Origin of the sequence: Stenotrophomonas rhizophila (assembly GCF_000661955.1) — a bacterium.
Taxonomy (GTDB): Bacteria; Pseudomonadota; Gammaproteobacteria; order Xanthomonadales; family Xanthomonadaceae; genus Stenotrophomonas; species Stenotrophomonas rhizophila.
The window spans coordinates 3,771,568-3,796,317 of record NZ_CP007597.1 but is presented as its reverse complement, the minus strand read 5'-3'; the positions used below and the strand labels follow the sequence as shown (position 1 = coordinate 3,796,317).

General features: G+C 68.5%; 22 protein-coding genes and 1 other RNA gene. 14 read left to right on the top strand and 9 right to left on the bottom strand.

All coding sequences use genetic code 11. The annotated features are described in order from the left end of the window. Positions 1 to 242: 242 nt before the first annotated feature. Positions 243 to 1,208: a thiamine-phosphate kinase gene (gene thiL, locus DX03_RS16635; RefSeq protein WP_038690520.1), complete on the top strand. Its 966-nt coding sequence runs from the start codon at positions 243 to 245 to the stop codon at positions 1,206 to 1,208. 48 nt (positions 1,209 to 1,256) lie between these two features. Here the strand turns inward: thiL and DX03_RS16630 are convergent, their stop codons facing one another. Together DX03_RS16630 and DX03_RS16625 are read right to left on the bottom strand one after the other, a co-directional pair. Further along, positions 1,257 to 1,982 (bottom strand): fimbrial biogenesis chaperone, encoded by a 726-nt coding sequence (locus DX03_RS16630; RefSeq protein WP_038690519.1) that lies wholly within the window; start codon positions 1,980 to 1,982, stop codon positions 1,257 to 1,259. 57 nt (positions 1,983 to 2,039) lie between these two features. Further along, on the bottom strand, positions 2,040 to 2,552 hold the full coding sequence (locus tag DX03_RS16625; RefSeq protein WP_038690518.1) for a fimbrial protein: 513 nt from the start codon (positions 2,550 to 2,552) through the stop codon (positions 2,040 to 2,042). A gap of 311 nt (positions 2,553 to 2,863) precedes the next feature. Between DX03_RS16625 and DX03_RS16620 the strand changes: the two genes are divergently transcribed. The 3 genes from DX03_RS16620 to DX03_RS21440 are packed head-to-tail and all read left to right on the top strand — an operon-like array spanning position 2,864 to position 7,010. Then, positions 2,864 to 5,437: a fimbria/pilus outer membrane usher protein gene (locus tag DX03_RS16620; RefSeq protein ID WP_081797261.1), complete on the top strand. Its 2,574-nt coding sequence runs from the start codon at positions 2,864 to 2,866 to the stop codon at positions 5,435 to 5,437. A 29-nt stretch (positions 5,438 to 5,466) separates the two neighbouring features. Continuing rightward, positions 5,467 to 5,991, top strand: a complete 525-nt coding sequence (locus tag DX03_RS16615; RefSeq protein WP_051598892.1) for a fimbrial protein — start codon at positions 5,467 to 5,469, stop codon at positions 5,989 to 5,991. After that, complete coding sequence (locus DX03_RS21440) at positions 5,991 to 7,010, top strand: fimbrial protein (protein WP_244880136.1); 1,020 nt, start codon at positions 5,991 to 5,993, stop codon at positions 7,008 to 7,010. The genes DX03_RS16615 and DX03_RS21440 overlap by 1 nt, the downstream gene beginning before the upstream one ends. Positions 7,011 to 7,083: 73 nt before the next feature. On the opposite strand, the gene DX03_RS16605 is transcribed toward DX03_RS21440, so the two are convergent. The 4 genes from DX03_RS16605 to DX03_RS16590 all read right to left on the bottom strand — a co-directional run bounded on the left by DX03_RS16605 (position 7,084) and on the right by DX03_RS16590 (position 11,236). Continuing rightward, the gene (locus DX03_RS16605; protein ID WP_038690517.1) at positions 7,084 to 8,475 is read right to left on the bottom strand and encodes an FAD-binding oxidoreductase; all 1,392 of its coding nucleotides are present in this window, start codon (positions 8,473 to 8,475) and stop codon (positions 7,084 to 7,086) included. Further along, complete coding sequence (locus DX03_RS16600; protein ID WP_038690516.1) at positions 8,475 to 9,014, bottom strand: metal-dependent hydrolase; 540 nt, start codon at positions 9,012 to 9,014, stop codon at positions 8,475 to 8,477. Before DX03_RS16600 ends, DX03_RS16605 begins: the two co-directional genes overlap by 1 nt. 126 nt (positions 9,015 to 9,140) lie before the next feature. Continuing rightward, positions 9,141 to 9,509 carry a YraN family protein gene (locus tag DX03_RS16595; RefSeq protein ID WP_038690515.1) on the bottom strand — a complete coding sequence of 123 codons (369 nt, stop codon included), beginning with the start codon at positions 9,507 to 9,509 and terminating at the stop codon, positions 9,141 to 9,143. Between the two features lie 5 nt (positions 9,510 to 9,514). Then, positions 9,515 to 11,236 carry a penicillin-binding protein activator gene (locus tag DX03_RS16590; RefSeq protein WP_038692502.1) on the bottom strand — a complete coding sequence of 574 codons (1,722 nt, stop codon included), beginning with the start codon at positions 11,234 to 11,236 and terminating at the stop codon, positions 9,515 to 9,517. An 80-nt stretch (positions 11,237 to 11,316) separates the two neighbouring features. Between DX03_RS16590 and rsmI the strand changes: the two genes are divergently transcribed. Further along, positions 11,317 to 12,138, top strand: a complete 822-nt coding sequence (rsmI, locus tag DX03_RS16585) for a 16S rRNA (cytidine(1402)-2'-O)-methyltransferase (protein WP_038690514.1) — start codon at positions 11,317 to 11,319, stop codon at positions 12,136 to 12,138. 428 nt (positions 12,139 to 12,566) lie between these two features. On the opposite strand, the gene rnpB is transcribed toward rsmI, so the two are convergent. The 3 genes from rnpB to DX03_RS16575 form a co-directional block, all read right to left on the bottom strand. Further along, positions 12,567 to 12,917, bottom strand: an RNA gene (gene rnpB / locus DX03_RS20510) — RNase P RNA component class A. 44 nt (positions 12,918 to 12,961) lie between these two features. Next, entirely contained in the window at positions 12,962 to 13,441 is a 480-nt protein-coding gene (locus DX03_RS16580) for a DM13 domain-containing protein (protein WP_038690513.1), read from the bottom strand. Positions 13,442 to 13,678: 237 nt separating this feature from the next. Then, the gene (locus DX03_RS16575) at positions 13,679 to 14,455 is read right to left on the bottom strand and encodes an NRDE family protein (protein WP_038692499.1); all 777 of its coding nucleotides are present in this window, start codon (positions 14,453 to 14,455) and stop codon (positions 13,679 to 13,681) included. Positions 14,456 to 14,780: 325 nt separating this feature from the next. On the opposite strand from DX03_RS16575, the gene DX03_RS16570 reads away from it, so the two are divergent. The 9 genes from DX03_RS16570 to murG are packed head-to-tail and all read left to right on the top strand — an operon-like array spanning position 14,781 to position 24,743. Continuing rightward, positions 14,781 to 15,227 (top strand): division/cell wall cluster transcriptional repressor MraZ, encoded by a 447-nt coding sequence (locus DX03_RS16570; protein WP_038690512.1) that lies wholly within the window; start codon positions 14,781 to 14,783, stop codon positions 15,225 to 15,227. 14 nt (positions 15,228 to 15,241) lie between these two features. Beyond that, complete coding sequence (rsmH, locus tag DX03_RS16565; RefSeq protein WP_038690511.1) at positions 15,242 to 16,210, top strand: 16S rRNA (cytosine(1402)-N(4))-methyltransferase RsmH; 969 nt, start codon at positions 15,242 to 15,244, stop codon at positions 16,208 to 16,210. Further along, entirely contained in the window at positions 16,207 to 16,470 is a 264-nt protein-coding gene (gene ftsL / locus DX03_RS16560; protein ID WP_038690510.1) for a cell division protein FtsL, read from the top strand. Before rsmH ends, ftsL begins: the two co-directional genes overlap by 4 nt. Continuing rightward, complete coding sequence (locus DX03_RS16555) at positions 16,467 to 18,311, top strand: peptidoglycan D,D-transpeptidase FtsI family protein (RefSeq protein ID WP_038690509.1); 1,845 nt, start codon at positions 16,467 to 16,469, stop codon at positions 18,309 to 18,311. Before ftsL ends, DX03_RS16555 begins: the two co-directional genes overlap by 4 nt. Then, entirely contained in the window at positions 18,308 to 19,795 is a 1,488-nt protein-coding gene (locus DX03_RS16550) for a UDP-N-acetylmuramoyl-L-alanyl-D-glutamate--2,6-diaminopimelate ligase (RefSeq protein WP_038690507.1), read from the top strand. The genes DX03_RS16555 and DX03_RS16550 overlap by 4 nt, the downstream gene beginning before the upstream one ends. Further along, positions 19,792 to 21,234, top strand: a complete 1,443-nt coding sequence (locus tag DX03_RS16545; protein WP_038690506.1) for a UDP-N-acetylmuramoyl-tripeptide--D-alanyl-D-alanine ligase — start codon at positions 19,792 to 19,794, stop codon at positions 21,232 to 21,234. Before DX03_RS16550 ends, DX03_RS16545 begins: the two co-directional genes overlap by 4 nt. Further along, positions 21,224 to 22,309, top strand: a complete 1,086-nt coding sequence (gene mraY, locus DX03_RS16540) for a phospho-N-acetylmuramoyl-pentapeptide-transferase (protein WP_038690505.1) — start codon at positions 21,224 to 21,226, stop codon at positions 22,307 to 22,309. The genes DX03_RS16545 and mraY overlap by 11 nt, the downstream gene beginning before the upstream one ends. After that, positions 22,309 to 23,655 (top strand): putative lipid II flippase FtsW, encoded by a 1,347-nt coding sequence (ftsW, locus tag DX03_RS16535; protein ID WP_038690504.1) that lies wholly within the window; start codon positions 22,309 to 22,311, stop codon positions 23,653 to 23,655. The genes mraY and ftsW overlap by 1 nt, the downstream gene beginning before the upstream one ends. Continuing rightward, positions 23,652 to 24,743 carry an undecaprenyldiphospho-muramoylpentapeptide beta-N-acetylglucosaminyltransferase gene (gene murG, locus DX03_RS16530; RefSeq protein ID WP_038690503.1) on the top strand — a complete coding sequence of 364 codons (1,092 nt, stop codon included), beginning with the start codon at positions 23,652 to 23,654 and terminating at the stop codon, positions 24,741 to 24,743. The genes ftsW and murG overlap by 4 nt, the downstream gene beginning before the upstream one ends. The last annotated feature ends 7 nt before the right edge of the window (positions 24,744 to 24,750 follow it).

Below are 24,750 nucleotides of genomic sequence, written 5' to 3'. Positions count from 1 at the left end.
ACCGCCGGGACGCTGAGGTTGCCGGCCAGCGGCCGGCACTACCGACAACCGCGCGCAGCGCGGCAGGTACAACCGACAACCGCGCGCAGCGCGGCAGGCACTACCGCCCACCGCGCGCAGCGCGGCAGGCACAACCGCCCATCGCGCGCAGCGCGGCAGGTACAACCGACAACCGCGCGCCGCGCGGCACGTACAACCGCCCACCGCGCATTGCGCGGCACGTACAACCGCGGGAGCGCCCCATGTCCCTTGCCGAATTCGCCCTGATCGACCGCATCCGTGCCCGCACCGCCGAGCGCGACGACGTGGTGCTCGGCATCGGCGATGACGCCGCGCTGCTGCAGCCGCGACCGAACGAACAGCTGGTGGTCACCGCCGATACGCTCAACAGCGGCGTGCATTTCCCGGCCGAGACCATGCCCTTCGACATCGGCTGGAAGACCCTGGCGGTCAACCTGTCCGACCTGGCCGCCATGGGCGCACGCCCGGCCTGGTGCACGCTGGCGCTGTCGCTGCCCGACGCGCACCCGGACTGGATCGAGTCCTTCGCCGACGGCTTCTTCGCACTGGCCGACGAACACGCCATTGCGCTGATCGGCGGCGACACCACGCGTGGCCCGCTGTCGCTGTCGGTCACGGCGATGGGGCAGGTGGCACGCGGCCAGGCGCTGCGCCGCGACCGCGCCCAGGTAGGCGACGACATCTGGGTCAGTGGCACGCTCGGCGATGCCGCCGGTGCGCTGCAGTTGTGGCAGCGCGGCGAGTTGAACATCGCCACCGCCACCGTGCTGGGCGACTACGAAACACTGCGCCTGCGCCTGCTGCGGCCCACCCCGCGGGTGACGCTGGGCCTGCGCCTGCGCGCCTTCGCGCATGCCGCGGTGGATATCTCCGACGGCCTGCTGGCCGACCTGGGCCACATCACCACGCGCAGTGGCGTGCGTGCTGAGGTGGATGCCGACGCCGTGCCGCTGTCACCGGCCCTGCGTGCGGTCCTTGGCCGCGATGCCGCGCGGGCGTGTGCCCTGCGCGGCGGCGACGATTACGAACTGTGCTTCACCGCCGCCGCCGACCAGCGCGAGGCGCTGCATGCCGTGGCCGAATCGCTGCGCCTGCCGCTCACCCGCATCGGCCGCATCGTGGAAGGGCAGGGCGTGCACTGCGAAGGCGAAACCGGCCCCGGCGGGTACCAGCACTTCGCGGAGTGAGTTGAGCAGCCGGGCAGAGCCCGGCTCTACAGCGCGCAATGCGGGGTGTTACGGGGCGCCTACAGTGGCCTGTTGGTCGCGCGGGGTGCCGTAATCATCCAGCCACTGGAACGTCACCTGGTTCGGCATCGATGCACCCGTCGGCAGCGCATAGTGCACCTGCTGGCCCGGGGCGATCATGTCCACGTCCACCTTGCGGCCGTCAGCCAGCGTCAGCGTGCTCAGCGTCACGTGGTAGGCAGTGGGGTTGGTGACCTGCAACGCATTGTCTGCACTGGACCATACCAGTGCTGCAGCGGCATCACGCGCTGCTCCTGGCAGACCCGCAGGCCGGTGGAACAGCTTCACCCGCGTGCGCACCGCGAACTGCAGCAGGTTCTTGCCCGCGGCATCGGCCGGTTTGGGTGGGATATCCAGCAGGTTGAAATAGAACACCGATTCGCGGTCGGTCGGCAGCGCCGGTTCCGACGGACGCGGCGCATACGTAATGCGGTAGGCCTGGCCCTGGTGGGCATTCAGCAGGCGCGGCTCGGCTGGCGTCAGCCGGAAGGGGGTTCGCACGTTCTCTGGACGCGCCTGGCTGTCACCATCGTCGATCCAGACCTGGGTCATTGCCGGTTGCCCGCCGGTATTGCTGGCCTTGATCGTGACGTCGCGGCCTTTCTGGGCGTCATGGACAATGCGGGTGCCCTGCAGGGTTACCGCTGCCGACGCGGGCAGGGACGCCAGGAAGACGGCCAGCGCGAAGGCCCCAGTCGATGCACGGGGTTTCATATGTCACCTCTCGATGGAAGGGATGACCAGCGGTGACGCCAGCCATCCCGGGGCGGCTCAGCGGTAAAGCACCACGAAGTCACCGGATGCATTGGCGATGCCGGCCGTAGCATCCTGTCCCGGCGACGCGTACCACGCGGAGTAGTCAAGCTGGCCGCTGCCATTGGCGGCGATGGTCACCCACTGGGTGGGGTCCTCACCGATCTTCTGCTGGACGCCGGCGGCGTCATACAGCGCGACGCCGACCTGGCGCGCGGTGGACGCCGCAGTCAATTTCAGATTGCCGGTGCTGCCATCCGGCGTACCGCCGAAGCGTACGCCCACGTCCTGCGAGGCGCCCGAACCGGTGCAATCCAGGCTGATGCTGAAGTTCTTCTGGCCCGCCCGCGTTGCAGCGTTCACCGATGCGAGGTCGACCTGACCCATCGCCACGGTGATCGTGCCGCCGGTGGATTGCACGGCACAGGTGGAGGTGAGCAGTTCACCGGTGATTTCCAGATTCTCGGCGAAGGCAGGAGCAGCGACGGCGGCCAGCAGCGACAGTGCAAGCAGGCGGATCTTCGGATTCATGAAGGTATCTCGTGTTGATGGAAAGGGCGTCACCCAGAGGCGAACGGCGGCAGTGTCTGCGAAACCCGGTACTGCGGACATGCAAGAAGTTGCAAAAGACCCTGGGCGACGATGGCTTTGAAATCATTCCGAAGGCGACGTTTCTGCATGTCGCACGGCCGGACCAGGCATTTCGACGTGTTCAACCGGTTGGGCTAGGACAAGTTGCGTCGCCCATCGTTTGCAATAAGTTGCATGGCCTGGGTGGCATCGCAGGCCTAGCCTCCCACTTCTCCCCATTGCACGACGTCCGGGTTCAGCCGGGCATTGCCATGCACCTGTCTGTTTCCGCCCCGCTTCGCACCCTGTCGGCAGCCATTGCACTGGTGTTGACCGCACCTGCATGGGCAGCGCCCGCGCCGGCCATCGAGTTCAGCGAGGGCTTCCTGCTCGGTGGCGACGCCATCGACATGTCACGCTATGCCAATGGCAATCCACTGCCCGCCGGTGACTACGCGGTGGAAGTGAACGTCAATGGCCAGTTTCTGCTGGCACGCGACATCTCCTTCGTCGCCTCCAGTGACCCGCACATCGCCACGGCCTGTCTGCCCGCCGAGCTGGTAGGCCATCTGTCGTTGAAGCCGGCCTATCTGGACGCATTGGCAGCACAGGACGCCACCTGTATGGATCTGCCGGCACTGGTTGAAGGCGCAACCGTGGCCTTCGACAGCAGCATCCTGCAGCTGGATATCAGCGTGCCGCAGGCCGCCCAGGCACAGCATGCGCGCGGGTATGTCGCCCCGGCGCAGCGCGACCGCGGCATCAACGCCGGGTTCATTGACTACAGTTTCAACCAGCACCGCAGCGATGGGCGCGACAACCGCTACCTGGGCCTGCGTGCCGGCCTCAACCTGGGCGCGTGGCGGTTGCGCCATCGTGCATCGGTGAACCAAGGCGAGCGCGGTACCCATCACGACGTGATCAGCAGCCACCTGCAACGCGACCTGCCAGACTGGAACAGCCAGCTGCTGCTCGGACAGGGCAATACCGGTGGCGAACTGTTCGACAGCGTGGCGTTCACCGGCGTGCGCATGGCCACCGACGAGCGCATGCTGCCCGATTCACTGCGCGGCTATGCACCGGCGGTACGCGGCATCGCCGAAGGCAATGCAGTGGTGCGCATTCACCAGAACGGCAACATCATCCACGAGGCCAACGTCGCGCCGGGTCCGTTCCTGATCGAAGACCTGTACCCGACCAACTTCGGTGGCGACCTGGTTGTCACCGTGACCGAAGCCGACGGCCGCGAACAGCGGTTCTCGGTCAGCTTTTCTGCGGTGCCACAGGCACTGCGGGTCGGCTCTTCCCGCTTCAGTGCCACGGCTGGCGTGCTGCGCGACGCCGGCGGCAACGTGGAGCCCCTGCGGTTTGCCGAAGGCACCTACGCGCGTGGCATCAGCAACCGCCTGACTCTGCTCGGCGGTGCGCAGGCGGGTGAGGCGTACCAGTCGGTGCTGGCCGGTGCAGCCATCAACACCGCGATCGGCGCCTTCGGTGCCGATGTGACCCACTCGCGCGCGCGTCTGCGCGGAGACGATGCGGTGACCGGCAACAGCATCCGCTTGAACTTTCAGCGCTACGTTGCACAAACAGGCACCAACGTCGGTCTTGCCGCCTATCGCTACAGCACGCGCGGCTACCTCACCCTCAACGATGCCGCGCGCGCGCACGACGATGCGTGGGGCTACAGCACGCGTGCGCGACAGCGCTACCAGGTCAATTTCACCCAGCGGCTTGGCGCGCGCAGCTCGGTGTACCTCAGCGGCGGCCATGTGGCTTACTGGGACAGCACGCAGCGGCAGAACGACTTTCAGCTCGGCTTCCAGAGCACGTTGGGCCGCGCCAACTACAGCCTGTCGGCAATGCGTTATCGCCTCGGTGACGGTCGCCAGGACACCCGCTACACCTTCACCTTCGGCGTGCCATTGGGGCGAAGCCCGAGTGCGCCACGTGCGACCACCCAGGTGGGCCATTCCGGCCAGGGTGGCAAGCTTCAGCTGGGGGTCGCAGGTGCGCTGGGCGAATCACGCGCACTGACCTACAGCGCCACGGCCAGCCGGTCGGCCGCCGAGTCGGGCAGCGTTGACACCTATGTTGCTTACCAGGGCGGCACCGTTGCGTTGAACGCGGGCTACAGCCAGGCCCAACGCTACCGCAGCCTCAACCTGGGGGCGGCTGGCAGCGTGGCGCTGCACGCGGGTGGCATCAACTTCGGTCCCGCGGTGGGCGAGGGCTTCGTGCTGGTCCAGGCCGAGGGCGCCGAAGGGGCGAAAGTGGGCTATGGCGACCCGATCCGTGTGGCCGGCAATGGCTACGCGTTGTTGCCGCATGTCAGCCCCTATCGCTGGAACCAGATCGACCTGGACCCGTCCGGCCTGCCGCTGGAAGTGGAGCTGCTGCAGACCTCCCAGCGCGTGGCGCCCACCGCGGGCAGCATCGTGCGGGTGGCGTTCACCGCGCGCCGCGAGCGCACGTTGTTCATCGACGCCACCGACGCCCTTGGGCAGCCGCTGCCGTTCGCGGCGCGGGTGGAGGGCGACGACGGGCGCACCATGGGCGCGGTCGGGCAGGGCGGGGTCATCCAGCTGCGCGGCGCGCAGGACAGCGGCACGCTGATCGTCGACCCCAATGGCCCGCACCGCTGCCGGCTGGAGTATCGCAGCCCCGAAGCACCCGACGCCTATGGCCTGTCCTGGACCCAGGCGATATGCCAGCCACAGCCGCGCCTGTCACCCGGGCTGCGCGCGGCGCTGGCCGTGCCGGAAGCCGGTGACAGGGATGTGTTGTCCGCATCTGCTGACGCCAGCCAGACCGGCATGACCACTCCCGATGTGTCCCACCGCTGATGTCTTCCACGCACCCACGAGGTTTCCGTATGTTCCGTTCGCTTCCCATCCGTTCCGTCGCCCACCTGGTTGTGTGGGGCGCATTGCTTGCCAGCGCGCCATCGGCATTTGCAGACACCGCCACGCTGACCATCAACGGCCGCGTACTGCCCGGCACCTGCACGCTGACAGCGCCTGCGATCACATTGGATCCGGTCAGGGCCAACGATCTTGTCCAGGGCGACAACCAGGTCAAGGCCGGGGCACTCAACTTCGCGGGCTGCGTAGGCGTCACCCGGGCCACGCTGTCGTTCGACGGCACCGCCGCCGATGGCGATGCCGAGCGCTGGAAGAACACCGCCAGTACCGGTCCCGCCGATGGCGTGTCGGTCGCATTGTTGGCCGGTGCAACGGGCACCACGTACCTGAAGCGCGGCGACAGCGGCATCGTGGTGCCGGTCACCGGTGCGACCGCCAGCTATGCGCTGCGCGCCGGCTACTACCTGCCGGTGCTGGGGGGGCTGACCGCCGGCGCGGTGCAGACCGAGATCACGGTGACGGCGGCCTACGACTGATGAGCGCTGCCAGTGTCCGTCAGCCGACAGCTTGTGCCAAGCGGCGCGTCCGCAACGGCGCCGCGCTGGTGGTGGCGCTGTTGTCACTCTCCCCGCTAGCCTCTGCCGGCTGCATCCGGCTTGCTCCCGGCGACCAGGACCTCACCGTCAGCCTCACGATGCCGAACCTGGATCTGCCGGACAGGCGATTGGCGGTGGTCAACAGCGGCTTTGTGACGGGGGGGTATCAGTGCGACAGTGGGCAGAACGCGTTTCTCACTGAGCTGCCGTTCAGCGGATTGACGTACGAGCGAGAGATTACGGACGCCGGGAGGACCTACAGCGTGTATAGCCTTGGGCCGCGCTCGCCGCTGATCGGCTTCGTGCATTTGGTGGACGCAGTTGACTCTAACGGTGGCCGCAGCCAAGACTCGGTGCCCGTGGGCAGGCGTCATCGCAATCCCGGCTTCGTGTCGCCCGCAACTGAAGGGGTCTCGGTCAACCTCGCCGTCGTGCTGTTCTTCCGCGGTGGGGCCATGGAGAGCATTCCGTTGACATCGCTGGGCACGGCGACCTCGTGGGACGAGAACGATCCTTCGCAGAGCATCCAGCACCACGTGAGCCTCGAGGTGAACGTGCCCACGCTGACCTGTACGCTGGCCGACAGTTCGCAATCGCTGGATCCGGTGTCGGCCGATCTTCTGGCGGCTGCGGGCAGTACGGCAGGGGAAAAGGCGGTGGCAGTGGCCATGACCTGCCCGAGTGCAAACGTGGATGTGGAGATGGTGCTGACCGATGCCAACGACGCCGGCAATGCTGGCAGCCTGCTGACGCCTGCGGGCGGGTCCGACGCAGGTGGCGTGCGGCTGGAGATGCTGCGCGCAGGCAACCCGGTGCAGTTCGGACAGCGTTGGCAGCACGGCTGGTCCAGCAAGGGCAGCCAGGACGTTCCCTTCACCGCGCGCTACAGGCGCACGGCCGATGCCCTGCAACCCGGGACGATCATTGGCGAGGCGGTGCTGACAGCGACCTACCGATGAAGGCGCGCCGCCGCGACATGGTGCTGCCATAGCGGGTAGGTGCGGGAGCCGCGCTGGGGTCGGCCGTGCAGGTTCACACCGGCGGCAGCACCTTGCCCGGGTTGAGGATGCCATCGGGGTCCAGCGCGTGCTTGATCGCCCGCATCGCTTCCAGCGTGGCCGGTGAAAAGGCCTGCGCCATGAAATCGCGCTTGGCCAGCCCGATGCCGTGCTCGCCGGACAACGTGCCGCCGAGCGCCAAGGTCAGCTCAAAGATCTTCGGCAGCGCGGCATGCGCGCGTGCGTTTTCGTCGGCGTCGTCGGGGTGGTACAGGATGTTGACGTGCAGGTTGCCGTTGCCCGCATGGCCGAAGGTGACGATGGTCAGCGTGTAATCGCGCGCCAGCGCCTGCACACCGGCCACCAGGTCGGGGATGCGCGACACCGGCACCACCACGTCTTCGTTGATCTTGCCCGGGGCGATGCTGCGCAGCGCGGGCGACAGCGCCTTGCGCGCGGCCCACAGTTTCTCGCGTGCGGCCCCTTCCATGGCCACGTCCAGCGCCAGCAGGCCGTCGCCCTCGGCGGCGGTGGCCAGTGCCTGCAGCAGGTAGGGCAGGGTGTCGTGGTCGCCGTCGGCTTCCACCAGCAGCATTGCGCCGGCCTCGGGCACGTCGGCGCCATTGCGACGCAGCAGCGCCAGGCTGCGCGCGTCCATGAATTCCAGCCGCGTGGGCACCACCGGTTGTGCCATCAGGCGCGACACGGCTGCGGCTGCGGCATCGGCATCGCGGTACAGCACGCGCAGCCCGGCCTGGGTGACCGGCAGCGGGGTGAGCTTGAGTGTGGCTTCCACGATCAGCGCCAGCGTGCCTTCGCTGCCCACCAGCAGGTGGGTGAGGTCGTAGCCGGTGGCGTCCTTGGTGTAGGCGCCGCCGCAATGGATGAGGTCGCCTGCGCCGGTGACCGCCACCAGGCCGAGCACGTTGTCGCGGCTGGTGCCGTACTTCACCGCGCGCGGGCCACCGGCGTTGCACGCCAGGTTGCCGCCGATGCTGCAGATGTCGGCGCTGGACGGGTCCGGTGCCCAGAACAGGCCGTGCGGCATCAGCGCCTGCTGCAGGTCGCCGTTGAGCACACCCGGTTCGACCACCGCGCAGCGGTTGCCGGGCTGGATGTCGACGATGCGCGCCATGCGCGCGAACGACAGCACGATGCTGCCGTTGACCGGTACCGCCGCGCCGGTGGTGCCGGTGCCCGCGCCGCGCGCCACCACGGCCACATGGTGCGTGCGGCAGGCGCGGACCAGCGCCACCACCTGCTCGCGGTCACGCGGAAACGCCACGCCGAGCGGCAGCTGGCTGCGCCAGGAGTTGTCCTGCGCGTGGGCGGCCAGCACCGCGTCATCGGTGCGCCAGCCGTCGTCGCCCAGCAGGGCATGCACGGTGGACAGAAAGGCAGCGGGCAGGGCGGGGGTGGTCGACATCAGGCGTTCCGGGAATTCACAGGGGCGCGTTGGATCAGCCTCCAGCCGATCACGGCGGCGGCCAGCGGCAACCACACCCAACGCAGTTCAGACACAACAGTGGCCAGGCCGCGCGCGCTGAAGAACTGCGCGGCGAACGGCGACACACGGATCGGGCGCCACGGCGCGAACAACCGCTCGCCACTCCATGGCCACCACAGGGCAACACCCAGCCCGCCGGAGGTGAACGCGTCCAGCAGCGGGTGCGACAGCGCACTGATGCCAACGAACGCGGCGGCCTGTACTGCACTGGCGCGCAGGCGCGTGTGCAGTACCGCAGCGAGCACGGCCAGCACCGCAGCGAACACGATCGAATGACTGGCCCCACGATGACCAAAGCTGTCGGCATAGGGAATGTGCAGCGCGAAGGCCAGCACATCGGCGTCCGGCAGCATCGCTGCGATCACGCCGGCGGCCAGCAACGGCGCAGAGATGCGCCCGCGATCGGACGCACACCACAGCGCCAACGGAATTGCCGCATGCGTGAACACACTAGGCATGCGCCACGCCCCCGGCCGCTGGCCGGCGCAAGGCAATGCCGGAGTCACCCACATCCCACCGCCCCGTAGCGCCGGGCTCTGCCCGGCTGCACGCCATCCCCGAATCACGCACATCCCACCGATCCATCAGCAATCCTCCAGCCGGAATGCATCGCGCAGCCAGTTCAACTGCGGCGGTTCCCCCCAGGCATCGATCACATCGAACCGGCAAGGCCGCGTCGCCAGGGCCGGGTGAGACGACAGAAACAGCTGCGCGGCCAGCACCAGCTTGCGCCGTTTGCGCAGGTCCACCGATGCCGCGCCGCCGCCAAACCCGGCACTCGCGCGGTAGCGCACTTCCACGAACACCGTGGTGTCGCCGTCGCGCATGACCAGGTCCAGTTCACCGCCGCGATAGCGCGCGTTGGCGCTGATCGGCTGCAACCCGGCGTTGCACAGGTACGCCTGCGCGGCAGCTTCCACCGCCGCGCCCCGCTGTGCCCGCGCGGTTGGCATGGGGCTTAGTTGGCGCTGGCGATCGGCATCGGCCGGCCGCCGCTGAAGGTCGACCAGGCCGGCACGCGCAGCACGTTGCCGTTGCTGTCCAGGAACAGCGTGCCGGTGGCGCCGGGCAGGCCGCCTTCGTTGGCCATCTTGTCCAGGTAGGCGCTGATCTTCCACGCATCGAACCCGAACGCGAACAGGCGGCCGGCCGCGCCACGCGCGGTGGGCAGAATCTGCCCGGCGGTGCTGGCCGACGGCAGGCCCGGCACGCCACGCACGTTCCACGCTTCGTTGGGGTACACGATGCCGTCCAGGGCCATGTCTTCTTCGGCCTTGCCGGCGCCCACGGTGAGCTGCGAGGTGCCCACGCGGGTGGCGCCACCGGCGCCGGCCAGTGCCAGCTGCGGGGCCAGCGCGCGCGCCTGCGGGGCCTTCACCGCCAGCAGCACGCCATCGACGGCGCCGGCATTGCGGATCTGCGCGTCGATGTTGCCCACGGTCTCGCCCACGCCGATGCTGGCCACCACCTGGCCGCCACGCTGGGCGAAGCGCTCGCGGAACGCGGCGGCGGCACGGCGGCCGTTGTCGTCATTGCTGTGCACCACCAGCACCTTGCTGCGCTCGCGGCCACGCAGGTATTCGGCGGCGATGATGCCGTCGTCTTCCGGGGCCAGCGAGAAACCGGCGCTGCCGGCCGGCGGGCTGCTCTTGCCGCGGTTCAGCGCCAGCACCGGCACCGGCAGCTGGGCGCGGCCGAACACCGCGTCCACTTCGTCGCGGCCCAGCGGGCCGACCACGAAATCGACCCCGGCATTGACCGCCTTGTCGTAGGCGGCTACGGCACCGGCGGCAGTGCCGGCGGTATCGATGAACTGGATGTCCGGGCGGCGGCGGCTTTCACCGTAGTAGCCACTGAGCAGGCCGTCGCGCACCGGCTGCGCGGCCGTGGCCAAGCGGCCGCTGAGCGGCAGCAGCACGGCCATCTTCACCGGCGGGCGGTAGCCATCGCTCATGGCCGGCGGGCGTTTGCTGGTGTCAAACTGCAGGGCCTGTTCGCGATCGAACGGACGCGGCAGCGGCAGGCCACGCGCGATCAGGGCGCGGCCGGCGAAGTTGTACAGCGGCTCGTTGGCCGGCAGCGCGGCGGCGCGGGCGCGCAGGGTGGCATCGTCGAGCGTGCCCAGCACGCTGGCGATGGCCTGCTGGTTGTCGATGCGGGCCTGGCCGGTGAGCGCGGCATGCGCGCGGGCGCGTTCCTGCGCGGCGCCGAACAGGTCGCCGGTGGCCTGCAGCGCGTTGGCGCGGGCCAGCTGCCAGCGGGTGCGCAACGGCGGGGCGACGTTGTCGGCCGATTCCTTCAGCAGCGCCAGTGCCTGCGCCGGCTGCTTGTCGGCCAGCGCCAGTTCGGCACTGGTGAGGTGGTAGCGCTGCAGGCTGGCGCCGTTGAGCTGGCGCGGGGTGATCTGTGCCAGCAGGGTGCGTGCGCGGGCGGCGTCGCCGGCTTCGTGCCAGGCGAACGCGGCGTCGGCCAGTGCGGCGGCGCGGGCGGCGCCCTTGAGCGTGTTGGCCAGCGCTTCCAGCTGCACGGCCGCATCGCGCGGTTTGCCTTGATCGATCAATGCCAACGCCTGGGCCTGCGCCGGCGATTCGGGCGCGCTGGTCAGGCTCGTCGTGGCGCAGCCGGCAAGCAGCAGCAGCGACAACGACAGGGCGGAGATCCGTGCGACGGGCTTGTTCATGATCAGGTCCATTCGATGGGGGCAGCGGCCGTGGCCGGGGAACGGTACGATTCTACCCTTGACCCACGAGTGCCGTTGCGATGAGTGCTGTCCCCACGCTGTATGTCGTTGCCACCCCGATCGGCAACCTGGCCGACCTGACACCGCGGGCGCAGGACGTGCTGCGCTCGGTGGCGGCGATCTGCGCCGAAGACACCCGCCGCAGCGGCCAGTTGCTGGCCCACTTCGGCATCCAGCAACCGCTGGTGGCCCTGCACGACCACAATGAAGAAGCGTTGGCGCAGCGCATCGTGGCCCGCCTGCAGGCCGGCGAATCGCTGGCGCTGGTCAGCGATGCCGGCACCCCGCTGGTGAGTGACCCGGGCTACCGCCTGGTGCGCGCCGCCCGCGAGGCCGGCATCCGGGTCAGCCCGGTGCCGGGCGCCTGCGCGGCCATTGCCGCGTTGAGCGTGGCTGGCCTGCCCAGCGACCGTTTCACCTTTGAAGGCTTCCTGCCGGCCAAGGGCTCGGGCCGCCGCGAGCGCCTGCAGGGCCTGGCCGCGGAAACCCGCACGCTGGTGTTCTACGAATCCTCGCACCGCATCACCGAATCGCTGGCCGACATGGTGGCCACCTTCGGCGCCGAGCGCCCGGCGGTGCTGGCGCGCGAACTGACCAAGCTGTTTGAAACCGTGCTCGACGGCACCTTGGCTTCGCTGCTGCAGCAGGTGGAAGCCGACGACAACCAGCGCAAGGGCGAGTTCGTGGTGATGGTCCAGGGCGCCGCCGACGACGAGCAGGCCCAGCTGGCCGCCGGCCGCCGCCTGTACGCCAAGCTCAGCGAACACCTCCCGCCGTCGACCGCAGCCAAGCTCGCCGCCGAGATAACCGGTGCCCCCAGAAAGGCGTTGTACGGCAGTTGATCGCCCCACGTGGGCGGGTGGAGCCACCCCATGGGTGGCTGCACGTGCTGCCGGAAAAGGTAGAGCCACCCCACGGGTGGCTGCACGCGGTGCCAAAACGTAACGCAGCCACCCATGGGGTGGCTCTACCGGATGTGCAGGCCAAGCACGCCGCGCAGGCGCGCGGTTCACAGCAGCCGGGCAGAGCCCGGCTCTACGGGCCGTCTTCGATCAAGGACATGCATCTGCATGACGTCATGTAGCCCCCTTTAGTAAATGGGGCGCGGCGAAAGGAATCGCAGGAGCGATTCCTAACGTTGAATCGCAACGGCCCGGAGGGCGCCCGCCAGGACGGCGGGCGTACAGCCGCGGGGAATTGGGCGCTGGTGGCCCGGGGCCCAAGGTTTGCGCTGCAAACCTTGGGGCTTTTTTCGTCATGACGAAAAAAGCGGCGGAGCCGGCCGATAAGCCGGGTTTTGTCGTGGACAGTCATTCCTCTAGGCGCTACGTCACCGCAGCGCTCAAGCAACCTACCCGGACCCGACGCGGGCCACGCCATTAGGTCCCTATTTGGTCTTGCTCCAGGTGGGGTTTGCCGTGCCGGTCTGTTGCCAGACTCGCGGTGCGCTCTTACCGCACCATTTCACCCTTACCGGCTTCCCGAAGGAAACGTAGGCGGTATCTTTCTGTTGCACTTTCCGTCGGCTTGCGCCGCCCAGGCGTTACCTGGCACCTTGCCCTATGGAGCCCGGACTTTCCTCGGCATCCGCAAGGGATGACGCGACTGTCTGGCCGACTCCGCCGCGCGCATTGTCCCACATCCCGGCGTGCGGAGGGCGGGCGATCACCCCGGCGTTCGGTATTGCCCGGCCGAGATGAACTGCGCGAAGCGCTCGCACCACACCACCACGGTGGTGAATTCCTCCACGTCCACGCCCGGTGGCACCTCGACCAGGAACCGGTTGAACGTCTTCACCTCGCCAATGCGAACCGCATCGGCCTTGATCCGTTCAAACCCGGCCTTGGTGTCGACGAACTCGCGGGTCAGGTACACCTTGTAATCCGGGCCCGGGGCGATCTTGCCGGTGAAGGCGACCTGGGTGGCGCTCACGCTCAGCGCGCCATCGGCCCAGTGCAGCGCATCGCTGCCCTTCTGGTCGCGGTGGAAGGTGGCGTGGTAGCGGGCCTGCTCCATCGCGGCCTGTACCTGTTGCACCGGCGGATCGTCGGGAGCGGTCAGGATCGGCAGGAAGTACACGCCCAGGCCGAAGCCCACGGCAAGGACCAGCAGATGGCTGGCCAATAGAAAGAGGATGCGTCGCATGCGGGGCTCGGGTCCGAAGAGGGCGCGGCGAAGGTGCCGTCCGCCCCATCCTCATTGCGGGATGCGCAGGGTCAAGCCACGGTCGATGCCGGTTCCGGCCATGGCCGACGCCCGCCCGGGCCCAGCCCGGCGTCATGGCCTGAAAACCCTTGCGGCGCAACGCGTTAAACTTCGGTGAACACCTTCAATCGCGGCTGAAGTGCCCCGTCGCACACCGGCGAAAACGGGCTCGTCGCGTCATATCCCCGCAGCTGGCGCCGTAACCGCCAGCCGCGTCTCGCCGATGCAGCTGCCGTCCGGCCCGAACCGGCGCTCGTGGATGAAGCCCTCGCCGTCGGCATCCAACGCGATCAGCGTGCTGGCGCGGGTGCCGTACTCGGGGCTGCGGATGAATGCCGCGCTCAGCCAGCGCTCGCGCTCCAGGCCGATGCCGGTGTCGGGCAGGGCGCTGTCGTCGGCCCGGGTTTCATCGGCCAGCGCCGCCCACAGTGGGGCCAGGTCGTCGCTGCCGCTGGCGATCCAGCCCTGCACGGCGGCGTTCAAACGCGCGGTCTTGGGCCACGGCGCATCCAGCGGCCCGTTGGACATGCCGTGCACGCCGGGCGCCAACGCCTGCCGGCCCGCCGGGTGGTTGCCCAGGAACTCGCAGCTGTCGCGGTCGGCCAGCAGCAGATTGAACGGGGCGAAGGTGGCGGCGCGGGCGGCCAGCGCATCGGCGAAGCGGGCGGCCGGGGCGGTGTCACGCAGATAGTCGGCCACCAGTGCGCCGCGGGAGGGGCCGGTCTGGCGGGCCAGCGGGTCGCGCACGTTGGTCACCACCGCCATGCGGCCGCCGGGTCCGACCCCGGCCCAGGTGCCGCCCGAGCGCAGGTCGCGTCCGGCCAGCAGCCCGTGGTCGGGCGCCGGCCAGGCCGCCAGCGCGGCGGTGGGGCGGGCGTGGAACTCGTCGCGGTTGCCGGCCATCAGCAGCTGCCAGCGGGGGTGGGTCTTCCAAGCAAGGGCAAGCAGGCACATGGCCGGCATTGTGCCGGGTTTGCGCAAGGCCAGGCCAATGGCGACGGGCGTTGGCATGAATACGCGCCTATGTTTCACGCCCTCTACACGGGCCTGAACTTCGCCCCAATCTCAAAAAATGAGACGAAACAGCAACTTGTGGATAAGCCTTGAACAAGTCTCTAAACATTGCTGCAAGCCCTTGATGTTCAAAGTGATTTCCCGCTCGCAAAGTTGTTGACAACCCAATCGGCACTGCTAAGGTGGGCAACAGAGGCAAAACCGGGTTTTTTGTGGTTTTTCGTGGTTCAATGTTTCATCCGGGCGAAGGAAAGGTGCACGCGTCGTGTTTCAGGGCGAGACGGCCATCACGGTTGACGATAAAGGACGCATGGCGGTTCCCACCGCGCATCGTGACCTTGTCGCGCGTGTGAGCAACAACCGCCTGGTCCTGACCTACAACCCCTTCGAGTCCGGCTGCCTGTGGCTGTATGCCGAAACCGAGTGGGAACGGGTCCGCGACGACGTCATGGCCAAACCCAACACACAGCGCGTCGTGCGTCTGCTGCAACAGAAGCTGGTCGGTTCGGCCGCGCATCTGGAGCTGGACGGCAACGGCCGCATCAGTATTCCTGCCAGCCACCGCGGTGCCGTTGGCATTGAAAAGAAGGCGGTTCTGCTCGGCATGGGCGACAAATTTGAATTGTGGAGCGAGCAGGCACATCGCGCGTTGATCCAGCAGACGTTGTCTGACGGGGATCTGGGCGATGGGTTGCTCGACCTGAAGTTGTGAGCCGGGGTGCCCGGATGCGCGGAGCAGCGCAGACCGGTCACCTTCCGGTGTCGCAGTCGCCGGCGGGGCACCTGCCGGTTCTGTACACGCAGGTCCTGGACGGCCTGAGGGTGATCGAAAACGGTACGTATCTCGATGGCACGTTTGGTCGTGGCGGTCACGCCCGCGGCGTGCTCGAGCAACTCGGTCCCGGAGGCCGGCTGCTGGTCATGGACAAGGATCCTGAAGCGATTGCGGTAGCCGAGCGCGATTTCGCGCCGGACCCGCGCGTCTCGATCTTCCGGGGCAGCTTCGCCGACCTGCTGCACTGGGACGCCACCGCCGACGGCCTGGATGGCGTGCTGTTCGACCTGGGCGTGTCCTCGCCGCAGCTGGACGTGGCCGAGCGTGGTTTCAGCTTCGGCAAGGACGGCCCGCTGGACATGCGCATGGACCCGGACAGCGGCGAAAGCGCGGCGCAGTGGCTCAACCGTGTTGAAGAACGCGAGCTGATGGACGTGTTGTGGACCTACGGCGAAGAGCGCCAGGGCCGCCGCATCGCCAAGGCCATCGTGGCTCGCCGCGACAAGCAGCCCTTCACCCGCACCGCCGAACTGGCCGAGCTGATCGCCTCGGTGATGCCGCGTGGCAAGGACAAGATCCACCCGGCCACGCGCAGCTTCCAGGCCATCCGCATCCACATCAACCGTGAACTGGCCGACCTTGAGGCGGGCCTGGACGCGGCGATGGCGCGGCTCAAGCCCGGTGGCCGGCTGGCGGTGATCAGCTTCCATTCGCTGGAAGACCGCATCGTCAAGCAGTTCATGAACCGCCACGCCAAGGCCCCGCCGAGCAATCGCCGGCTGCCCGAGCTGGCCGCGTTCGTGCCGACCCTGGACCTGCACGGCGGCGCCATCAAGGCCGAGGACGACGAGCTGGCGGTCAACCCGCGCTCGCGCAGCGCCGTGCTGCGCGTTGCCGAAAAGCGCGAGGTGGCCGGGTGAGTCGCCTGCTGCTCATCGTGCTGCTGGCCTGCACCGTCGCCTCGGCGATCGGGGTGGTGTTCATGCGCCACCGCCACCGCCAGACCTTCATCGAGCTGTCCAAGGTCGAGCGTGCGCGTGATGAGCTCAACATTGAATTCGGCCGCCTGCAGCTGGAGCAGGCGACCCTGGCCGAGGCCACCCGGGTTGACCGCGTGGCCCGCGAGAAGCTGGGTATGAAGTTCCCGGAAGCGGCGGACGTGGTGGTGATCCGGCCATGAATAAATCCGGTCGCAACCGCACCCGCAACAGTTTCAACCTGCGCCAGCGCCTGAAGTGGGTGGGTCTGGCGCTTGGGCTGTGCTCGGTCTCGCTGGTCGGCCGTGCCGCCTACGTGCAGATCATCAACAGCGATTTCTACCAGCGCCAGGGCGAAGCCCGGTACCTGCGCGAGCTGCCGATCAACACCTCGCGCGGCATGATCACCGACCGCAACGGCGAGCCGGTGGCGGTGTCCACCCCGGTCGCCTCGATCTGGGTCAACCCGCAGGAACTGCTGCGCGCGCCCGACCGCATTCCGGAGCTGGCCACCGCGCTGGGCATGCCGCTGGATGAGCTGACCTCCAAGCTGTCGCAGAAGTCGGACAAGGAATTCATGTACCTGCGCCGCCGGATCAACCCGGACGACGCGGAGAAGGTGGTGGCCCTGAAGATCCCGGGCGTGGCCTCGCAGCGCGAGTTCCGCCGCTTCTACCCGCAGGGTGAGGCGATGGCGCACGTGCTGGGCTTCACCAACATCGACGACCGCGGCCAGGAAGGGCTGGAGCTGGCCTTCGACGAATGGCTGCGCGGCAAGGCCGGCGCCAAGCGGGTGATCCGCAACCGCAAGGGCGACACGGTGGAGAGCGATCTGCTGCGCGCCGCCGAGCCGGGCAAGGACCTCACCCTCAGCATCGACCGCCGCATCCAGTTCCTGGCCTTCAAGGAACTGCGCAACGCGCTGATCGCCAACAAGGCGGCCGGCGGTTCGATGGTGATCATGGACGTGGCCACCGGCGAGATCCTGGCCATGGTCAACCTGCCTACCTACAACCCCAATTCGGTCGGCGGCGCTGCCCCGGACACCCGCCGCAACCGCGCGGTGACCGACCTGGTCGAGCCCGGCTCGACCATGAAGCCGCTGACCATCGCCTCGGCGCTACAGTCCGGCGTGGTCACCAAGGACACCACGGTGGATACCAACCCGGGCTACATGGCCGTGGGCCGGTTCACCATCAAGGACGTGCCGCGCAACAACGGCGTGCTCAATGTCACCGGCGTGATCACCCGCAGTTCGAACATCGGCGCGGCCAAGATCGCCGCCAAGATGCCCGACCAGGTGTTCTACGACCACGTCCACAGCTTCGGCTATGGCGTGTCCCCGCACAGCGGTTTTCCCGGTGAGTCGGCCGGCGTGCTGAAGCGGCCTGGCCGCTGGGACGGTGCCACCAAGACCACCATGTCCTACGGCTATGGTCTGAATGTCACGCCGCTGCAGATCGCCACCGCGTATTCGGCGCTGGGCAACGGCGGCCGTCTGATCGCGCCGACCTTCGTCAAGGGCCAGCGCAACGAAGGCAAGCAGATCATCGACCCCAACATTGCCAAGGATGTGGTGGCGATGATGGAAACGGTGGTCACCCAGGGCGGCGCCAAGCAGGCGGCCGTGCTGGGTTACCACGTGGCCGGCAAGACCGGTACCGCGCGCAAGGCGGGCCCCGGCGGTTACGAGCGCGGGCATTACAACGCGCTTTTCGCCGGCGTGGTGCCGGCGACCAATCCGCGCTTTGCCACGGTGATCGTGATCAACGACCCGCAGGCCGGCAAGTACTACGGCGGCCTGGTGTCCGCGCCGGTGTTCCACAACGTGATGGAAGGCGCGCTGCGCCTGATGGACGTGCCGCCGGACGACATCGAGTCGTGGCTGGCGGCGCAGCAGTCCGGAAAGCTGGGGCATACCACCTCGTCGTTGCCGGTGCCGCCGCCGGAAACGGTGATCGCCCCGGATGCCGCCGCCGAATTCGATGCCGCGCTGCCCAGCGCGCACGCCACGGTGCCGCCCGCGCAGGGAGGCACCCAATGAGCCAGACGATGTTGCTTTCGCAGTTGATCCCCGATGTGGCGCTGAGCCACGACCCGTCCATCACCGGCCTGGTGCTGGACAGCCGCGCCGTGCGCCCGGGCGATGCCTTCGTGGCGATCGCCGGCTTCGGCGCGCATGGCCTGGGCTTCGTCGCACAGGCGCAGGCCAATGGCGCCGGCGCGATCCTGTTCGAGCCGCCAGCACCGGCCGAGCTGCCGGCCCCGGCCGACGCCATCGCCGTGCCCGGCCTGCGTACGCGCATGGGCGCGATGGCCGACCAGTTCCACGGCCATCCGTCGCGCGCGATGACGATGGTGGGCGTGACCGGCACCAACGGCAAAACCTCCACCGTGCAGCTGCTGGCCCAGGCCTGGCACCTGCTCGGCACCGCCAGTGGCAGTATCGGCACCCTCGGCGTGGGTCTGTATGGCCACGTGGTGCCAACCGGCTTCACCACGCCGCTGGTGCTGCAGATGCATGAAGTGCTCGCGCAGCTGCGCGACGATGGCGCGCGCGCGGTGGCAATGGAAGTCAGCTCGCACGCGCTGGACCAGGGCCGCGTGGATGCCGTGCACTACGACGTGGCGGTGTTCACCAACCTCACCCGCGATCATCTCGATTACCACGGCGACATGGCGCAGTACGGCGCGGCCAAGGCCAAGCTGTTCCACCGCGATGGCCTCAAGGCCGCGGTGGTCAACCTGGACGACAGCTTCGGCAGCGAACTGCTGCGCACTGTCGGTGCCTCGGTACGCCAGATCGGGCTGAGCTCGCGCGGCGCACAGCAGGCCACCCTGCGCGCTGATTCGCTGATGCTGGACGGCCGCGGCATCGCCTTCGACCTGGTGGTCGATGGCGCGCGCTACCCGGTGCAGTCGCCGCTGCTGGGCCGCTTCAACGTGGACAACCTGCTGGCCGTGGCTGGCGCACTGTATGCGCTGGACCATGCACCGGCCGCGATCGCCGCGCTGCTGTCGCAGCTGCAGCCGATTGCCGGGCGCATGAACCGGCTCGGCGGCGAGCACGGCCTGCCCACCGTGGTGGTCGACTACGCCCACACCCCCGACGCGCTGGAACAGGCGCTGGCCAGCCTGCACGATCACCTGGCCGGGCGCCTGGTCTGCGTGTTCGGCTGCGGCGGCGAGCGTGACACCGGCAAGCGGCCGCAGATGGCCGCCATTGCCGAGCGCGGCGCCAACGTGGTGATCGTCACCGACGACAACCCGCGCGGCGAAGACGGCGACGTGATCGTGGCCGACATCGTGGCCGGGCTGTCCAATCCCGCTGCCGCCCTCGTGCAGCGCGACCGCGCCGCCGCCATCGCCACCGCGATCGGCCTGGCCGGTGCCGGCGACATCGTGCTGATTGCCGGCAAGGGCCACGAGCCCTACCAGGAAGTGCACGGTATCCGGCACGCCTTCGACGACACCGAGGTGGCCGGCCGCGTGCTGGCCGCGCGTGCCGCGCAGGAGGTCGCAGAATGAAGCGCACCCCGCTGTCGCTGATCGCACATTGGGCCGGTGGCGAGATCCATGGCGACGACACCGCCATCGACGCCATCAGCAAGGACACCCGCACGCTCGCCCCGGGCAGCCTGTACGTGGCGCTGCGTGGCGACCGTTTCGACGGCCATGATTTCGCCGCCGATGCCGTCGCGCGCGGTGCCTCGGCGATGCTGGTCGAGCGCCTGCTGGACGTGGCGCTGCCGCAGATCCTGGTGGCCGACACCCAGCACGCGCTGGGCCGCATCGCCCATGGCATGCAGCGCGACCGCGCCGCCGGTGTGTTCGCCATCACCGGCAGCAACGGCAAGACCAGCGTCAAGACGCTGCTGCTGGCGATCCTGCAGCAGGTCGCACGCGAAGAACACAAGGTGGTGTACGCCAACCCGGGCAATCTCAACAACGAGATCGGCCTGCCGCTGGCGGTGCTGGATGCCCCCGAAGACGCCGATTTCGCCGTCTACGAGATGGGCGCCGGCAAGCCGGGCGACATTGCCTACCTGACCGACATCGTGCGCCCGCGGTACGCGCTGGTGAACAACATCGCCCCGGCCCACCTGGAGCGGATGGGCAGCCTGCAGGGCGTGGCCACCACCAAGGGTGCGATCTACGCGGCGCTGCCGGCCGATGGCGTGGCGGTGATCAACGCCGACGACGCCTTCGGCATCTGGTTCGAGCAGCACATCGTGGGCCAGCCGCCGCGCTGCCGCGTGCTGCGCTACGGCCTGGACCACAGCGCCGACGTGAGCGCGCTGGCCATCCGTCCGAGCGCCACCGGGAGCCAGTTCCTGCTCACGGTGAAGCCCGCGCCGCGCATGGATGCGCAAGTGGTGCGGTCGCAGGATGCGATGGAGCACCAGGTGGAAATCGCGCTGGCCCTGCCGGGTCGCCACAACATCAGCAACGCGCTGGCCGCCGCTTCGCTGGCGCTGGCCGCCGGCATCGGCCTGGACCAGATCGCGCTGGGCCTGGCCCGCGCCGAACCGGTGCCGGGCCGCCAGGTTGCGCACCAGCTGCCCAACGGCGCGGTGCTGATCGATGACAGTTACAACGCCAATCCCGGCTCGCTGGCCGCGGCGATCGACGCGCTGGCCGGCGGCAAGGACGAAGGCTGGCTGGTGCTGGGCGACATGCGCGAACTGGGCCCGGACGGCCAGGCGCTGCATGCCCAGGCCGGTCGCCGCGCACGCGATGCCGGGATCAAGCGCCTGTACACGCTGGGGCCGCTGAGCGCCGCCGCATCGAGCGCCTTCGGCGACGGCGGCCGGCACTTCCAGGACCACGACACGCTGGCCGCCGTGCTTGCCTCCGACCTGCATGCTGGCGTGCGCTGCCTGGTCAAGGGCTCGCGCGGCAGCGCCATGGACAAAATTGTGAAAGCGCTGTTGGCGCGAGGAGAGGAAACCCCCCATGTTGCTTGAACTGGCCCGATGGTTGCAGCAATTGGAGAGCCTGTTCGGGCTGTTCGGCTATCTGACGCTGCGCGGCATTCTTGCCGCGCTGACCGCGCTGTTCCTGTCGCTGTGGCTGGGCCCGGCGATGATCCGCAAGCTGGCCCAGTTCAAGGGCGGCCAGCCGATCCGCACCGACGGCCCGCAGACCCACTTCTCCAAGGCCGGCACGCCGACCATGGGCGGCTCGCTGATCCTGCTCACCATCACCTTGTCGGTGCTGCTGTGGGCCGACCTGCGCAACCGCTACGTGTGGGTGGTGCTGGCAGTGATGCTGTGCTTCGGCGCCATCGGCTGGTACGACGACTGGATCAAGATCGTGCGGCGCGACCCGAACGGCCTGAAGTCGCGCTGGAAGTACCTGCTGCAGTCCATTTTCGGCCTGGCCGCCGGTCTGTTCCTGTTCTACACCGCCGACGTGCCGGCCGCGCTGACCTTCTACATCCCGATGTTCAAGTCGGTGGCGCTGCCGCTGGCCGGGATCAGCTTCGTGGCCATTGCCTACTTCTGGATCGTCGGCTTCTCCAACGCGGTCAACCTGACCGACGGCCTGGACGGCCTGGCGATCATGCCGACCGTGCTGGTGGCCTGCGCGCTGGGCGTGTTCGCCTATGCGTCGGGCAACGTGGTGTTCTCCAACTACCTGCAGATTCCGCAGATTCCCGGGGCCGGTGAACTGGTCATCATCTGCGCGGCCATTGCCGGTGCGGGCCTGGGCTTCCTGTGGTTCAACACCTACCCGGCCATGGTGTTCATGGGCGACATCGGCGCCCTGGCGCTGGGTGCGGTGCTGGGCACCATCGCGGTGATCACCCGCCAGGAGCTGGTGCTGGTGATCATGGGCGGCGTGTTCGTGATTGAAACGCTGTCGGTGATGATCCAGGTCGCCTCGTTCAAGCTGACCGGCAAGCGCGTGTTCAAGATGGCGCCCATCCACCACCACTTCGAGCTGAAGGGCTGGCCCGAGCCGCGCGTGATCGTGCGCTTCTGGATCATCTCGGTGGTGCTGGTGCTGATCGGCCTGGCCACGTTGAAGGTCCGCTGATGAACGACCTGTCGCGCCAGGCAACCCGCCTTGAAGCCATCGGAGGCCACTTCGACAAGTGGCTGCTGGGCGCGATCATCGCGCTCACCGGGCTGGGCGTGGTGATGGTCGCGTCGAGCTCGATCGCCTTGATGAGCAGTCCGTTCTACTACCTCAACCGCCACCTGATCTTCCTGGCCATCGGCATCGTGCTGGCGGGCATCGCCATGCGCACCGAGCTCAAGAGCATCGAGCAGTACAACCAGGTGCTGCTGCTGGGCTGCTTCGCGCTGCTGGTGGTGGTGTTCGTGCCCGGCCTGGGCAGCAGCGTCAACGGCGCCCGGCGCTGGATCAACCTGGGCATCTCCAAGTTCCAGACCGTTGAAGCGGTCAAGGTGCTCTACATCGTGTGGTTGTCCAGCTACCTGGTGCGCTTCCGCGACGAGGTCAACGCCACATGGCCGGCGATGCTCAAGCCGCTCGGCGTGGCCGGCGCGCTGGTGGTGCTGCTGCTGCTGCAGCCCGACTTCGGTTCGTCCACGCTGCTGCTGGCCATCACCGCCGGCATGCTGGTGCTGGGCGGCGTCAACATGCCGCGCATGTCCATGCCGGTGATCATCGGCATGGTGGGCATGAGCGCGCTGGCGATCATCGAACCCTACCGCATGCGCCGCATCACCTCCTTCCTGGACCCGTGGGCCGACCAGCAGGGCGACGGCTACCAGCTGTCCAACGCGCTGATGGCCGTGGGCCGCGGCGAGTGGACCGGCGTGGGCCTGGGCAACTCGGTGCAGAAGCTGTACTACCTGCCCGAAGCGCATACCGACTTCATCTTCTCGGTCACCGCCGAGGAGCTGGGCTTCATCGGCACCTGCCTGATCATCGCGCTGTACGCACTGCTGGTGGGCCGCACCTTCTGGCTGGGCATGCGCTGCGTGGAGATGAAGCGCCACTTCTCCGGCTACATCGCCTTCGGCATCGGCCTGTGGATCAGCATGCAGAGCTTCGTCTCGATCGGGGTCAACCTGGGCATCCTGCCGACCAAGGGCCTGACCCTGCCGCTGATTTCCTCCGGTGGCTCCAGCGTGCTGATGACCTGCGTGGCGATGGGACTGCTGCTGCGCGTGTCCTACGAACTGGATCGCGCCGAGCGCCGCCAGGCGGTGCGCATGGGCGCGGCCGAAGGCGACGAACCGATGGACGCCGAGCCGGGCAGGGGCGCCAGTGCCTCGTCCGTGGCCGCCGCCATGCAGGACACCAAGGCCCATGACGGCAGCCCGCGTGATGGCCTGCCGCGTGACAGCGCCTCGCGTGGCACCAGCCGCATGCAGCAGCGCATCGAACCAACCCTGGGGAGGATGGGATGAACACTCAACCCACTTCCTCCGAGCGCCCGGTGATGATCATGGCCGGCGGTACCGGCGGCCACATCTTCCCCGGCCTGGCCGTGGCCAAGGTGCTGCGTGCGCGCGGCATTCCGGTGACCTGGCTGGGCAGTGACGGCGGCATGGAAACACGCCTGGTGCCGCAGCACGACATCCACATCGACACGCTGGCCATCAGCGGCCTGCGCGGCAAGGGCAAGCTGGCCCTGCTCGGCGCGCCGGGCCGCCTGTTGCGCGCGGTGCGCGCGGCCGGCTTCCTGATCCGCGACCGCCAGCCGCGTGCGGTGGTGTCCTTTGGCGGCTTTGCGTCCGGTCCTGGTGGCCTGGCCGCGCGCCTGCACGGGCTGCCGCTGCTGGTGCACGAACAGAACCGCGCGCCGGGCCTGACCAACCGCGTGCTGTCGCGCTTCGCGCGCCGCGTGCTGACCGGCTTCCCGGGCAGCTTCGCCCAGCGCGAAGAGGCCGTGGGCAACCCGGTACGTGCCGAGATCGCCGCGATCGCGCCGCCCGACGTGCGCCTGGCCCACCGCCAGGGGCCGCTGCGCCTGCTGGTGCTCGGCGGCAGCCAGGGCGCGCGCGTACTCAACAACGCCGTGCCGAAGGCGCTGGCCGCACTGGGCAGCGCTGTCGCCATCGACGTCCGCCACCAGAGCGGCGAGAAGCTGCATGGGGAAGCCGTCAGCGCCTACCAGGCCGCCGGTGTCACCGCGCGCGTGGATGCGTTCATCGCCGACATGGCCGAGGCATTCGCCTGGGCCGACCTGGTGGTGTGCCGTGCCGGCGCCTCGACCCTGGCCGAGCTGTGCGCGGTGGGCGTGGGCAGCGTGCTGGTGCCCTTCGCCGCTGCCGTGGATGACCACCAGACCCGCAACGCGGAGTACCTGGTCGACCGTGGCGCGGCCGTATTGCTGAAGCAGGATGAAACGCTGGCCACGCACCTGGAAGGCGTGCTGCGCGATTTGTCCGAAAATTCCGCCCGTCGCATGCAGATGGCGAATGCCGCGCGTGCCCTGGCCAAGGTCGATGCCGCAGAGCGCATCGCCGACATCATCCTCGAGGAATCCAAATGAAGACCGC